This is a genomic window from Chitinivibrio alkaliphilus ACht1 (assembly GCF_000474745.1).
Taxonomy (GTDB): Bacteria; Fibrobacterota; Chitinivibrionia; order Chitinivibrionales; family Chitinivibrionaceae; genus Chitinivibrio; species Chitinivibrio alkaliphilus.
On the sequence record NZ_ASJR01000013.1, the window covers coordinates 1 to 13,996 of the forward strand.

Annotated in this window: 11 protein-coding genes; 9 read left to right on the forward strand and 2 right to left on the reverse strand. The window is 48.4% G+C overall.

From position 1 onward, the window contains the following. From CALK_RS12220 to radA, 9 genes are all read left to right on the forward strand, one after another. A partial coding sequence (locus tag CALK_RS12220) for a S8 family serine peptidase (RefSeq protein ID WP_162146717.1) occupies nt 1–3,350 on the forward strand: 3,350 nt, incomplete at its 5' end. A 104-nt stretch (nt 3,351–3,454) separates the two neighbouring features. Further along, complete coding sequence (gene lnt / locus CALK_RS07425) at nt 3,455–5,002, forward strand: apolipoprotein N-acyltransferase (RefSeq protein ID WP_022637059.1); 1,548 nt, start codon at nt 3,455–3,457, stop codon at nt 5,000–5,002. A gap of 63 nt (nt 5,003–5,065) precedes the next feature. Further along, the gene (locus CALK_RS12880; RefSeq protein WP_022637060.1) at nt 5,066–5,203 is read left to right on the forward strand and encodes a hypothetical protein; all 138 of its coding nucleotides are present in this window, start codon (nt 5,066–5,068) and stop codon (nt 5,201–5,203) included. Further along, nucleotides 5,200–5,421 carry a preprotein translocase subunit YajC gene (gene yajC / locus CALK_RS12225; protein WP_022637061.1) on the forward strand — a complete coding sequence of 74 codons (222 nt, stop codon included), beginning with the start codon at nt 5,200–5,202 and terminating at the stop codon, nt 5,419–5,421. Before CALK_RS12880 ends, yajC begins: the two co-directional genes overlap by 4 nt. 3 nt (nt 5,422–5,424) lie before the next feature. Beyond that, on the forward strand, nt 5,425–5,937 hold the full coding sequence (def, locus tag CALK_RS07435) for a peptide deformylase (RefSeq protein ID WP_022637062.1): 513 nt from the start codon (nt 5,425–5,427) through the stop codon (nt 5,935–5,937). Beyond that, entirely contained in the window at nt 5,937–7,322 is a 1,386-nt protein-coding gene (locus CALK_RS07440) for a SpoIID/LytB domain-containing protein (RefSeq protein WP_022637063.1), read from the forward strand. Before def ends, CALK_RS07440 begins: the two co-directional genes overlap by 1 nt. Continuing rightward, entirely contained in the window at nt 7,319–9,925 is a 2,607-nt protein-coding gene (locus CALK_RS07445) for a SpoIIE family protein phosphatase (RefSeq protein WP_022637064.1), read from the forward strand. Before CALK_RS07440 ends, CALK_RS07445 begins: the two co-directional genes overlap by 4 nt. Beyond that, nucleotides 9,918–10,202 (forward strand): acylphosphatase, encoded by a 285-nt coding sequence (locus tag CALK_RS07450; RefSeq protein WP_022637065.1) that lies wholly within the window; start codon nt 9,918–9,920, stop codon nt 10,200–10,202. Before CALK_RS07445 ends, CALK_RS07450 begins: the two co-directional genes overlap by 8 nt. Nucleotides 10,203–10,206: 4 nt before the next feature. After that, nucleotides 10,207–11,580: a DNA repair protein RadA gene (gene radA / locus CALK_RS07455; RefSeq protein ID WP_022637066.1), complete on the forward strand. Its 1,374-nt coding sequence runs from the start codon at nt 10,207–10,209 to the stop codon at nt 11,578–11,580. A 17-nt stretch (nt 11,581–11,597) separates the two neighbouring features. Here the strand turns inward: radA and CALK_RS07460 are convergent, their stop codons facing one another. Further along, nucleotides 11,598–12,926 carry a M23 family metallopeptidase gene (locus tag CALK_RS07460; protein WP_022637067.1) on the reverse strand — a complete coding sequence of 443 codons (1,329 nt, stop codon included), beginning with the start codon at nt 12,924–12,926 and terminating at the stop codon, nt 11,598–11,600. 69 nt (nt 12,927–12,995) lie between these two features. Continuing rightward, complete coding sequence (locus CALK_RS07465) at nt 12,996–13,952, reverse strand: DUF4340 domain-containing protein (RefSeq protein ID WP_022637068.1); 957 nt, start codon at nt 13,950–13,952, stop codon at nt 12,996–12,998. Nucleotides 13,953–13,996 lie beyond the last annotated feature (44 nt).

The window sequence follows — 13,996 nt, forward strand, 5'->3', positions numbered from 1 at the left end:
AAATTGTGGATGTGCAGGAGGGAGAACCCCTGTATTTTTATACCTTTAATTTAGGAGCAGCCCGAACCTCCCATGCCCACGAGCTTTGGCCCGGGGGAGACCTTGGTATTTCTGTTAGTGGAGCAAACCTTCCCGCCCTTGGTATTTGGGATGATGGGCCGGTTCGAGCACGTCATCAGGAGTTTGGTGACCGGGTGACCGTACGTGATCAAGGCACTCCGACAGCTCATGGGACACACGTGGGGGGAACCATGGTGGCGGCGGGTGTTGTTGCTGAGTCCCAAGGTATGGCCTATGAAGCACGCCTTACGTCATATGATTGGAATCGAGCGATAAATCAAATGGCATCTGAGGCGGCGAATAATGGGATGCTCGTTTCACAGCACTCCTATGGGTTCCCCTATGACTCAGATCCCAATAGGTTTAATCTCTATGATTTTAATAACTCCGGTGAAAATTGGGATAATCTACACCTAAACTATCCCTACAAATTAGGTTCAAAATCTGCTGGAAATGATGGTGCACATGGGTTTTACACCGTTTCTGATGCGGGAAATGCAAAGAACAATATTACCATTGGTGCTATTAACGAGATACAGGGCGGATGGTCGAATCCGGGAAATGTACGTATCACTAATTTCAGTAGTCGCGGGCCGGTGCGTAATTCTGGAGGACGTATAAAACCGGACATTGTTGCTAAGGGGGCGGGAGTCTATTCCACGGGCCATACCTGCGACAACGACTACACAACCATGAGTGGTACCTCTATGTCCGGCCCCGCCGCAGCGGGGATGCTGGGATTACTCCAGGACTACTACTATCAAACCCATGATAGAACCTTCATGCGGGCGGCTACGTTGAAGGCTCTTGCTATTCATACGGCTGGTGATGCTGGCACCCAGGGGCCCAACGCAACCTTTGGCTGGGGAGTTATTCATCCAGCTCGGGCTGCACGGCTGATAAAAGCAAATGACGGCGGAGAGGCCGGGCTTATTCAAGAACTCACCCTCCAAAACGGTGAATCCCTCGCCCTTGAGTACCGTGGTAATGGTGAAGAGGAGATTGTTGCAACGATTGTATGGCCCGATGCGGTCGGAGTAACTTTGGTACACGATCTTGATCTTCGGGTCGTGGTGGATGGAGAGACCCATTATCCGTGGCGCTTAGACCAAAACAACCTCACCGGTGCCGCAGAACGTGGTGATAACAGTGTTGATAATGTGGAACGGGTGAATACGGGGGTGAGCCGTGCTGGTGCCTCCGTGTCTCTGGAGGTCTCTCATAAGGGCACCTTACCGCGGGGGCAGGATTTTTCCCTCATTGTTTCCGGCGTAGACGGTTCCGATCCCGTTTCACTGAGGCTTCTTTCTCCCAGCGAGAATGATACCCTTTATGCAGAACAGGAGCATACGGTTCGATGGGAGTCTGAAGGGGATATTGAAAATGTGCATCTTGAATGGGGCCATGTGGGTGGATCTTGGTCTACCGTGGCTGAATCCGTCCCCAATACGGGAGAGTACACTTGGAATGTTCCCGATACGACTCACGATGATTGCCGTTTCCGCATAACCGATGCTGCTGGAAACGCAGAGGATGTCTCCGGAGTGTATGCCCTTGTGCAAAAGCCCATATTAAGTATGGCAGATGTCTTCCTTGACACAACCATGCGGAGTGGCGACAGAGTGGTGTATGATATTCCTCTTACTAACGACGGACGGGGGGTGCTGGATGTTTCTATTTCACAAAGCTCTGCACCGGAAACCTATTTTGATGCGGCCTCATGGAGTATTGCTGTGGATGACTTTGGCTCTGCTGTTGATACAGCTGAGGGGCTTGTTCAGAGTGGTCGTGTGCATCTTTCTTATGATATACAATCGCAACCAGATGATGAGAGTTGGCCTTGGATGTCCCTTTCTTCCTCCGTGGGAACAGCCCTTACGTCCCTTGACAGTATTTCTCTTTCCTATGAAAGCGATCATGAAGTTTCCCTACTCCTTGATCAGGAAGGCCTTTTCCGTGCGGGAACTTCTCATCGGGCAGTTCTTCCTGCCACAGGAGAAATCAAAGATACGGTTCTTTCCATACGCAGTGATTTTGCGCAGCCGGAGTGGGTGGTAGATGCAGGCAACGAAACGCCCCTTGACCTTTCTCAGGTTAGCAGTGTGAGCTTTTCCGTAACTCCTGAGTATACCACGGCAACACAGGGAGATCTCTCCATCTTAACAATGGATGCGTATGGAATAGATCTTCCCCATGGGCAGAGCCCCTTGGAGGCAGAAAATCAGTCCTTTTCTGTTGCAGCCGGCCATACGGAGTATCTCACCGTGGTTCTTCAAGCCGGTGATCTTCCCTATGGGGATTATGTAGATACCCTCTTTGTACATCATACCGATCCTGATCAGGGTGTTCGTTCAATACCCATGGATCTTACCATTCATGAGAACCGTGAACCTGTTTTTGAAAGTGCCCCGGAAACCACTGTTCGGCAATGGTTTGATTGGGAGTATGCTCTTTCTGTGAGTGACCCCGATGGTGATGCTGTAGAGCTGACAGTTGAAAAGATGCCGTCGTGGGTTGGTTTTGATGAGGAGTCACAGGTCTTGTTTGGACGTCCTGAAAGGCCTGATACCGCAGCCGGTGTTGTGCGTGTGGCAGCTGATGATGGATATGTGTCAGAACCAGTTATTCAGGAGTTTTCACTCACGGTGCAGCCCAACCGGCTTCCGCAATTTGAGCCGCTTACTGAGGAGGCGTTCCTTACGTACGTGGATACGGCCTACGAGGTGACTCTCTTTGCAGATGACCCCGATGGCGATTCTATTTCCTTTTCTGTTGCAGAAAAACCAGCGTGGCTTTCTTCCGAGTCAGCTGGAGCAGGAGCGCTACGCCTCTTTGGTACCCCCTCAGAAGCGGATCTTGATCGAAGAGATACCGTTGTGGTTCATGGATATGACGGAGTTGACCCCCAAAAATATGGGCAATATTCATTTCCCATTACGGTGACTCGCTCTGTTGATATTATTCACGTGGATACCCTTGGTAAGAGCAGCGGTGATGTGGGGATTTATCCGCAGGAAAACCCTGGGTATATTAGTGCAACAGGATATGACTTTGCGGTTCTTACGGGGGCGCCCGCCTCTGTACGAATCGTCGTCTACGACTATCTTGGCAATATCCTTGATGAACAGGATGAGGGCAGTGCCATTGCCTCGGCACACCACCTCTCTTGGGATATGCGGAATAGTCGTGGCATGCCCGTTGCCCCGGGAAGCTACCTACTCGTGGCGCATGTGACCTATGAGAATGGTCGTACCACGGCGTTACGAAGAATGATCGGTTTGCGTCAATAGGTGCAACAGCAGTTCGTTGTAAAAGCTGCCCTGAAAAGGGCAGCTTTTTTGTTTTTTCTGAGTAAGGACGTATATTCTAAAACAACTTTACGAGGCAGGCTGGTATGGGTGTGATGCAACGTGGTGCATGGATGTTTTGGATAGTTCTGTGCGGGGGAATCTATGGTTTTTTTTCTCCCCCCTTAAATAGCGAGTATACAGTTCTGTTTTATCCCTTGCCGTTCATTTCTCTTGCCGGGGTTCTTGGGCTATTCCACACTGTTTGGTCCTATGGGGGAAAAAAAGGGGCCTGTGCTTCGTGGTTGTGGGGGGTAAGTTCCGTCGCTACGGGAACATACTGGATTCTTGCTGTTGATGTTGTGGATATTCCGGGAATAATGTTTCTTGGCCTCGTGCTTATGTCTCTGTTTCTCGGGCTGTGGTCTCTTCTCTTTTGGGTGGTGGGACGTTTTTTTGTACGTCATATACCGGGTTTGTTTTGGCTGTTTATACCTGTGGTGTGGGTCGTTCTTGATTATGGCCGTACCATGGGACAGCTCTCGTTTCCCTGGCATTTTCCCGCACATGCCCTTGTTCATTTTCATGCCTTTGCACAACTTTCATCACTGACGGGCGTATGGGGGATGACCTTTGTTGCTCTGCTTCCCCTGGCAATTCTCTATCAATTTTTTCGGACGCGCCAGAGAAGGCTTCTGTGGTATTTCTTTGCCGTCCTTTGTGGTAGTATCGGTATAATTGTATGGGGGTATGGGCGTGTCGAGAGTACCACGACGGGAGATAGAACTTTGTATGTCGGTATTATTCAGCCCGATATTGATAAGGTTCACTGGGATGGCTGGGTCTCCTTGGAGCGCTCCCTGCGTGTTATGGACAGTTTAGTTTCGGCGGCGTATCGCGATGGTGCAGAGATGATTGTTCTTCCTGAAAGTGCCCTGTTTACGTATTTAAGCAGTGATACGCGTGTACAGCATCGGGTAAATCAATGGCGACAGCGCTATGGAATCCCCGTCATAGCGGGGGCCCTTGATCGCCGCACCGGAGAAGAGGGATATGCCTATTATAATGGTGCCTTCTATTTCCCCCCTGAAACATCTCATTTTTACACCTACTATAAACATAAATTAGTTCCGTATGGAGAGTCAGCTCCTCTTGCATGGTTGTTTCCCCTTATTAACCCCCGTGATTTAGGTGGTGGCGATTTTACGCCGGGAACAGAACAGGTGATATGGGAGATTGACACACTCCATTTTCTTCCGTACATCTGCTATGAGGCTATATATCCATCCTTTATTGGAAGAAAAACAGATCGTGCTCATATTTTGGTAAATATCACCAATGATCGCTGGTTTGGTTTGGGGGTAGGGCCGTATCAACATAAAAATATTGCACGTCTTCGTTCCATAGAAACGGGGCTTCCCCTAATTCGTGCAGCCAATAACGGCATTAGCTTTGTAACAGATGCCACGGGGGCAATTCAGCAGGCAACCTCCTTGGGCACCAGGGAGTACCTTGTCGCCCCTCTTGCCGTGGAGACACGAAGCGGGCTGTATGTCCGCTGGGGCGATTGGTTTATTCCGGCCGTGGTGCTTCTTCTGTTTGTGGTGAGCGTGGCAGAGGTGAAAAGAAAAGGGCGACAGGAGAATTCAGATTGATAGGTGTACCATCAATTATATTATTTGCAGTGTACTGAAATTACTTTGAAAGGTATGGTAAAAATGAAATTGTGTATCACCCTTCTTGTTTTGGCAACGTCCCTCTATGCTCAGGGAGAAATGCGTGACCCCGAGGGGCTGCAGAATACAAATATGCTTCTTATGTTCGGCCTTGTTTTTTCGGTATGTGGTTTTTTATGATTCGTCCTGAACAAAAAAAGCAGAAGAAAGCTACGGAGATGCGGGATAATCTCAAAAAAGGTGATAAAATTATTACTGCCGGGGGTATTTACGGCACAATAAAAAAGGTTGTCAACGAAAAGGTGATTATTCAAACAGCACCTAATACTGAAATAACAATTTTGAAAACCTCCGTGGGTACACTTCAAGAAGAGCTTGATAAAAAGCTGGATAACTAAGGTATGCGTAGATTACGATACTACGGAGATGCAATACTCCGTGAAAAAGCGGCTATGGTAGAGACCTTTTCAGGGGAAACGCAGGAGTTTGCTGAGGAGTTAGTTGAGCTGATGTACGAGTATGACGGTGTTGGTCTTGCGGCTCCGCAGGTAGGTGTGTCTCTTCAGATGATTGCTGTTGATGTTTGGGATGGAGAGCAAGATCCTGTGGTCTTGGTAAATCCACGTATCACCTGGGCATCAGAAGAGAAGGACTGGGACGCCGAAGGATGCTTAAGCATTCCCGGAATCACTGCTCCGGTAGAACGGGCTACTTCCATAACGGTTTCGGCATTTACGCCTCACGGCGATCCCCTTGTTCTGGAGTCGGTAGAGGGCTTTTTTGCACGGGCTCTTCAGCACGAAATCGATCATCTTCGCGGTATTCTCTTTGTTGATCTAACCACACCGGCAAAGAAGGCTTTGCTGAAAAACAAACTAAAGAAACTTTCTCGGGCATACCAGAAAAACACGTGATGATACGTCTTTTTTCTCTTTGTGTACTCCTCGGAGGTATCCTTGCCTGTTCGGTGCCACATCGGCCTATTCATACCGAACCGGTAGCACAGGATACTATCCATGCTACTGACACAGGAGCTGTTGCGGCAGAGGTGAAGCCCCCTGTCAAAGATTCCCAGGCGAAAGACGCTCCTCTTGTTGCTCCCAAAGCACCGCAACGGAAGGTTCGTGTTGCAGTAAAACGAGATCAGAAGGAGCTTCGTAGTATCTCCTATGGCCGGGCTCGATTGCGGAGCGGTGATCGTGAAATACGCCTTCCTGCTGGAGCGCTTTCTTTTTCCTCTGTTGCGGCGGGACGGGTCTCAGTTTCAGGTCATGGTCGGCAGGCAGAGTTGACCTTACCCTGTACCCTTACGGTGGTTGAAGATGCTGCCGTGGTTGATATCGGTGAAACAACCTACCGGGGAGGACTTATTCTCAAAGAAGATGCGGCGGGGATGCTCGTGATAAATTATGTTCCCGTAGAACAGTATCTTCGTGGGGTTGTTCCCTTAGAAATCGGACAGCGCAGTATGCGGGAGGTTCACGCCATGAAGGCCCAGGCCGTGGCTGCGCGAACCTACACCTATCGAAAGATGGAAGAGCGCAAAAAAGATGCCTTTGATCTCGTTGCCACAGTACAAGATCAGGTGTATGGCGGCGTTTTTGCGGAGTACCGGGGAAGTGATCATGCCGTACGTCACACTGCAGGGCTTGTTATGTACTCCGGCGATTCTCTTGTGGAAGCCTTTTACCACTCAACTTGCGGAGGAAAAACCGCAAATATTGAAGATGTATGGCGTACCAATGCTCGGTCCTATCTCACAAGTCAGGCAGATACTCATGGAAGCGGTGTTTCTTGGTGTGCCCATTCTCCCCGGTATACTTGGGAAGAACGGTGGGAGCGGGATGCCTTTGAAAAAATGCTCTATGAACAAAGCAGGAAAATTGATGGGTATGAGGCGTTTTCGGGAAGTCTTACAGGGGTAGCGGTGACGCAACGTGCATCGTGTGGAAGAATTCTTGCATGCCGCATTACTTCCACTACTGGGGAGTGGGAGTACGGTGGTGATCGTATTCGTCATTTATTTCGGCATCCTGAGACGGGGGGAATACTGCATAGTGCCCATTTCTCAATCACCCTCAATGAAAATACGGTCGTTGCCCGTGGCAAGGGGTTTGGCCATGGTATAGGAATGTGTCAGATGGGAGCTATTGGGCAGGCACGAGCCGGGCTTTCTTTTTCAGACATTCTGCAGGGGTATTACGGCGGTACGAAAATAAAAAAATCGATGAAGCGCAGAAGTGATTCAATTATATTTGAAATGGTTTCTTTTTTAATGGCAGATTGTGAGTGTTCATGAATCAAGATGCGGGATCAGTAAAAAAGTACAGCTATGTTTTGAACAATTCAAAACCGCAAATAGGTCTGCTTATTGAAAGTATTTCTGGGTCATACCAATCCGGTATTTGGCCGGGAATTATTGAAGTGGCTCGAGAACACGACGTGAATGTCATTTGTTTTACCGGTGGTGCTCTTATGAAGTCCCCCGATGATCCGTGGGAGAAAGAGCGCAATATCCTCTATGACATTGCAGAGAAGAATCAACTGGACGGTATTCTTATTTCAGGAACTCTCTGTAGTTATATCTCCGAGACAGATATCCAGGAGTTTCTTGAGCGGTTTTCCCAGCTCCCCGTGGTAAGTCTTTTGCCGCTGTCTGAGAAAATCCCTTCTGTCTCAGTAAACAACACTGCCGGCATGAAACATTTGGTAGAACACCTTGCGGGGGGGCATAAATATACTCGATTTTCTTTCATCAAGGGTCCCGTGGGAAACCCTGAGGCAGATGAGCGCCTTTCCCTTCTGTGTAGCTGTCTGCGGGAATACAATCTTACTATTCGGAAAACCGATATGGCTCCGGGAGACTTTACTCGCGAGTCGGGGAAAAATGCCGTAGACCGGTTTCTACAGGCAGGCAATGGAGAAATTCCCTATGATGTTATTGTCTGTGCCGATGATGAGACTGCCTATGGTGCTATCGAAGAACTTCGCCGTAATGGGATTCAAGTACCGGAAGATGTGGCGGTGGTTGGGTTTGACGATGAGGATGAAAGCTCATATATTACCCCACCTCTCACAACAATCCGTCAGCCCTTTCATGAATTGGGTCGAAGGGCTTGCTCACTGCTTATGGATCGCATGGCAGATGTTGATGTTCCCCAGGAGACTGTTCTTGATGCGTGCTTTGTAGTCCGTCAGTCCTGTGGCTGTTTTGAGCATACGGTTAAGAAGGCCTTCATAAAAAAAGCCTTAATTGAGAGTGTCTCTGCGCAAAGCAATATTCGTGAAGAGCGTCTCTTCAAGTATGTGACGCGTAAAATCAGTGGTTCCTACGATGAGCTTTTGGCTGATACCCCGGGGCTTGACCAGGTACTCTCTGCTTTTTGCAGTGATGTTAATGCCAAGACAAGTACTTCTTTTCTCCAAGTATTTGACAGAGTTGGACGTGAGGCGATCCTTACAGGAAGTAATCTGCAAGGGTGGAAAAAAATATTCTCGTCTCTCTGGCATTTCTCCTTGTCAAATTTGGAACGAGAAAGCTTTTCCTATGCCGATGCTCTTTTGCACCGGGCCCGTATTATCCAGAGTAACCTGATTCTTCGGGCACAGGGATATCGACGTATTGCAACACAGCGGGAGTATTCAAATATTCATACCATTGGCGAGCAAATAGCCAATACCCTCGATCTTGATACGCTTTTGACCCTTGTGGCAGAGTCCTTTCCCGCCTTAGGTCTGGATACGTTTTTTATTACCTTTTATGAAGATCAAGACAACCCTCTGAAAGAATCCCGTCTTGTTGCAGCTGTTGTTGATGGCGAGGTTCAGGCCATAAATGATACCTCCCTGAAACCCTTCTCTACGGGAAAACTGCTTCCGCCCGGGGTTATTTCAGGATCAGATGCGCACATTATTATTTCTGAGCCTCTGTATTTCCATAATGAACTTTTCGGGGTGGTTTACTTTCTGGTCGATTCAAGCACCTATGACGTGGATATCTTTGAAGTGTTGGGGAATTATTTAAGTACTGCCTTGCATACAAAATACTTAATTGATCGTGTGCAGGTGCAGGCAGATACGCTCCGTATTCAGAATGACGAGCTGCAAGAGCTCCGAAAAAAAGAAAAGGCTCACCTTGATTCGATAAAAACAGAACTGGAGATCGGTCGGCGTATTCAGATGAGTTTTCTTCCCCCCTCTGTATTTCAACCGGAAGGCTACTCAATTGATGTGTTTTTCCGTCCTGCCCGTGAAGTTTCGGGAGACTTTTATGATGTTGTTGATATTGATGAAACGACAGTGAGTATTCTCATTGCCGATGTGAGCGGGAAGGATGTGGGAGCTGCCCTCTTTATGTCCATTGTTAAGACATTGCTACGTGTATTTGGTCTACAGGCTTCACGGGAAGGGAAATCACCCCTTGAAACGGTGAGTATTGTAAATGATTATGTAATTAAAGAGCATCAGCAGCCGCACGGCCGATGTATGTTTGCAACGCTTTTTTACGGTGTTTTTGATACTGAGTCGGGGAGGTTGCGCTATGTCAACGCTGGACATAATGCACCGCTTTTGTTTGATGCAGAGGGGAGACTGAGGGAAGAACTAAAAACTGCCGCACCGGCAGTGGGGCTTGCTCCAAACATGGATTTCCCTATAAATGAAGTAACCCTTGAGCCGGGGGAGTTTCTCTTTTCTTATACCGATGGTGTAACGGAGGCACAGGACAGCTCTGGAGAGTTCTTTACGTTAAAACGAGTAATTGACCTTTTACAATCCATGGAAATAACCGGTTCTCAGGAGCCTCTTAAGGCTATTGAAGAGGACCTTTCAGGGTTTACCAAGGATGCTGTTCCCTTTGATGATATCACCATGCTTGGAGTCTACCGGAGGAGTTATGACTAAGGTTATGCGGTATCGTTTTCGTGTTACCGGTACTGTGCAGGGGGTCGGATTCCGCTATTTTACCGAGAAAATAGGCCGAGATTTGGGACTCACGGGGTGGGTGGAAAATTCCCAGGATGGCAGTGTTGTCGGAGAGGTTCAGGGCGAAGAAAGCCGCCTTGCCCATTTTACCCGACTCCTTCAAGATGGCCCGATAACAGCAGAGGTGGATGCAGTAGTTTGCACGCCCTGTGCCGCCCGTACCAACGAAGAATCCTTCCAGATTCATACCTCATAAAAGTATGGCGAAGAAAAAAAGCTCCTTTGTATGTACAGAGTGTGGAGAAACCTTTCTTAAATGGGTTGGGCGCTGTACTTCCTGTGGAGCATATAACACTATTAAAGAATTTCGTGAATCTGTCTCGGCAAAGCACACGGATCGGTATACAGGGTTTCTTCCTGATACTGAGTCAGCGGGGGTTGTCCGGAAGTTATCTGAATATACTGCGGGAGCCGTATCTCGTATTTCCACAGGCTTCCCCGAGGTCGATATGGTTTTGGGAGGGGGGGTTGTTCCCGGTGAAGTATGTCTTATCGGGGGCAGTCCGGGAATTGGAAAATCAACCCTGTTGTTGCAGATTGCAGCGTATCTTTCACAGCATGTTGGATCGGTGTTGTATGTCTCAGGAGAGGAGTCCTTGGAACAGATTTCCCTACGTGCCCGGCGTATCGGCTGTATCGATGCTGATATACAGGCGGTTGCGGAAACTGCCATGGAAAAAATAAGTGACCATATGGGGCGAATGACCCCGGCCTTTGTTGTTATCGATTCGATCCAAACGCTTCACACCTCATATATCGATTCATCACCCGGATCTATCAGTCAAGTTCGGGAATCTACAGCGCTCATAGCAAAGCTTGCAAAGCAGTTGAATATCCCCGTGTTTATTATTGGGCATGTTACCAAAAACGGCTCTCTCTCGGGGCCGCGCGTACTTGAGCATATGGTTGATGCGGTTCTTCATTTTGAAGGGGACAGTAATTATTCCTATCGATTTCTCCGCGGCTTAAAAAATCGCTTTGGCCCTGCCGGTGAAGTGGCCTTACTTGATATGAAGCATTCGGGGTTGCATGAGCTTTCTCAAGGAGCTCGATTTTTACTGAATAGTGCATCTCTGGAAAAGCCAGGTACTGCCGTCGTACCCCTCCTTGAGGGATCGCGTGTGCTTATGGTGGAAGTGCAGGCCTTGGTTACACAAAGTCATTTTGGACTTCCCCAACGGGTTGCTGCGGGCATTAATCAGAAAAAATTAGCCCTCATCGTGGCTGTATTGGAAAAATATGCGAATATCTCTCTTGGCGGGTATGATATATTTATTAACATCACCGGCGGATTTCGTGTGCATGAACCGGCTGTAGATTTGGCAATTGCCGCAGCAATTGTCAGCTCCTTTCGAAACATTTCCCTTGGACGGGGAACATCCTTTACGGGGGAGCTGGGTCTGAGTGGTGAGTTACGCCCCGTGGCAGATATGGAAAAGAGAATTCGTGAAGCAGGAACCCTCGGGTTCTCACGCTTGGTTTGCCCACCTCTCGGAGAGTGCTCTGCTCCGAAGGGAGATATTTCCCTTGTTATTTGCGAAGATATTGCCGGGATGATCGAGCAGCTTTTATAAGGAAGAATAAGGTGGGGTTATCCCTCATCAGAAAGTTCCTCTTCCTCTTCTTTCTCGCGCTGCGCGATCTGTTTTTCATGATCAAAAAATACCACAGCGTCATTGTTTTGTATCTGTTCTTTAACAGTATCAATACGTGCTGCTTGTTTTTCAAGTTTCTCCAAGCGTTCTCCAGAAAGACGTTGGGTGGCAATCATACGTTTTGAATTTGGATTGACCCAGTTGCCTTGGGGGTTTCGGAATCCAAGATGAAGGTGTGGCCCTGTGGACATACCCGTACTTCCAACTCGCCCAATGACCTGCCGGGAATGTACCGATTGTCCGACCCGTACATTTTTTTGACTCAGATGGAGATAGTATGAGGTATACCCATCCGCATGGCGTATGGCAATTTTGTTTCCTGAGTACCGGTCATAGCCTGAGACAACCACTCGTCCCGGAGCTACGGCATATACGGGAGCACCATGTTCAATGGCATAGTCTATGCCGTTGTGAAAGGAACGCCTCCCTGTAATCGGGTGAGTCCGCCAGCCATATGGGGAGGATACGTGGAGCCTATCAAGGGGGTAGCGGACAGCAGAGTGAATTAAGGCTGTTCCTTCACGGGTATAGTGCCCGTTATAAATAGAGGTTTCATCTTCCTCGCTGTAACGATATGCCCGATGTGTTCCGGATCGTGATCCACGGTAGTCGGTATAGAGTACGCGAGTAAACTCAGGGATAAGGCTGTCGCGGTAAAACTCTTCGTGTAGGAGAACCGTAAAGGTGTCACCCACCCGTGCATCCGTACGGAAGGCTACTTTACATAGCAGAATACCGTTCACCACGGAGGTGATGTTCTGGCTCAGTCCTGCCTTAAGCAGGGAGGCATTTAAGGACGATCCCGGTCCGATGGTCCCCATGAGCATGCGTTCTTGTACGTCCGTCTCTTTACGGGAAAAGGAGTAGTGTAAACTATCGCTTAGGGGATCAATGGTAATACGGTGTTCCGTTACGCGATTAGGACGATACACAAAGGCACGCATGGCGGTGGTGTAATCACGGTGATATTTTGCAGAAAACCGCTCCCCTGCGCGCAGGGATGTAAGATCAGCTTCAAAGCGGAGCGTATTAATCAGACGCATCTTTTTTGCATGGGAAACATTAAGACGGCCTAATACTTGGAATACCCCTTCCCCCGGTTCCAGCTGTAAGTGTTTCCACACTGTTGTGTCTTTCGGTGTTGTATCAACCACGGGGGGCTCAGTTTTTTCCTGAGAAACGGGTTGTTCTATTTCCGGTGCAGGACTTTCGGGAAAACAAGCCCACAAAAGAAATAGGGCCATACCGAGAACAATAGTTTTCATACAACACACCTTGAGGAGTAAGTGGTGGTAATATAGCATAATATGATGGTGTTGTCAAACATTTTTTCCTTAGTACCCCAAGCGTTCCTTTAAGTCTTTAATAGGAGATTCTGCATCAAGTTCTTCAGTTTTTTCCGGATTACGAATACGGCGCATTTCACGATTCATGAATTGAATTCGTGAATTGAAGAGATAAAAGGGACTGTCAAAGGTGCTACTCAATGCACGGTATCGGAGACTGTCGGGCAGCTGTTCAACCACAGTTAGACGGTGTACTTTTCCCGATGCAAGTTCTATGGAAATATCCATCAGGGGAGGAGTTGTGCCTACTTCAAGATGCTCTGCTTCGTAGCTCCATTGACCTGCTTCAGCCTCACTCAGGTACAACAAAAATCGCCGTACAAGGGTACTGTCCCGTGTAATGGGGTCATCATCTGAAACATCCAGCTTCCATCGGCTGTCATCCTGTTTTGTAATATGAAAATATGATTCATCCCGGTGTGTAACTCCTACGTGGGTGATCTCTTCGGGGGTAAAGGTAAAGAGGCGATCTTCGCGCCATCGGTCAAGGTTCGCACCATAGGCAAAGCGAATATTCTCGCCCACAGAGTAGATATCATCTTCTCCACTCATGCGAAAATAGCTGTTTGCCCATACTTCTCCGGGACGGCCGATATAGAATGTATGCAGTGGAGCTCCTTTCATATCGTAGGTACGCACGGTTTTTCCGGTTTCTTCGGTAACTCCAAGACGGGTGCGTGCCTCACTACTAGCGGCGATATGATTTCTATTATGAATACGACGGCTGCGGGTAAAGAGCGTATCAATCTGCTCTTGTTCTACGGGAAAGCCGATAAAGGAGTGTGTCGTATCCATGGTGATAAACCACTCTTGATCAACTTGATTAAGCACGACAAGGGAGTCTTTTTCCGATATAACAATACGCCCTATCTGAGATGGAGCAAAGTCACTACTGAAGAAAGGGGTGTAGTGGGGGCGGCTTCGTTCCTGTTCAAGGAAAAACACCACTCCCCCCAGTAAAAGAAGTATCAGTCCGGAGATGAGTATTT

Excerpts from the sequence above, each read along its gene's own strand:
- CALK_RS07450 (WP_022637065.1), top strand. The coding sequence starts at position 9,918 with ATGACTAAGGTTATGCGGTATCGTTTTCGTGTTACCGGTACTGTGCAG.
- lnt (WP_022637059.1), top strand. The coding sequence starts at position 3,455 with ATGGGTGTGATGCAACGTGGTGCATGGATGTTTTGGATAGTTCTGTGC.
- radA (WP_022637066.1), top strand. The coding sequence starts at position 10,207 with ATGGCGAAGAAAAAAAGCTCCTTTGTATGTACAGAGTGTGGAGAAACC.
- yajC (WP_022637061.1), top strand. The coding sequence starts at position 5,200 with ATGATTCGTCCTGAACAAAAAAAGCAGAAGAAAGCTACGGAGATGCGG.
- CALK_RS12880 (WP_022637060.1), top strand. The coding sequence starts at position 5,066 with ATGAAATTGTGTATCACCCTTCTTGTTTTGGCAACGTCCCTCTATGCT.
- CALK_RS07460 (WP_022637067.1), bottom strand. The coding sequence starts at position 12,926 with ATGAAAACTATTGTTCTCGGTATGGCCCTATTTCTTTTGTGGGCTTGT.
- def (WP_022637062.1), top strand. The coding sequence starts at position 5,425 with ATGCGTAGATTACGATACTACGGAGATGCAATACTCCGTGAAAAAGCG.
- CALK_RS07445 (WP_022637064.1), top strand. The coding sequence starts at position 7,319 with ATGAATCAAGATGCGGGATCAGTAAAAAAGTACAGCTATGTTTTGAAC.
- CALK_RS07440 (WP_022637063.1), top strand. The coding sequence starts at position 5,937 with ATGATACGTCTTTTTTCTCTTTGTGTACTCCTCGGAGGTATCCTTGCC.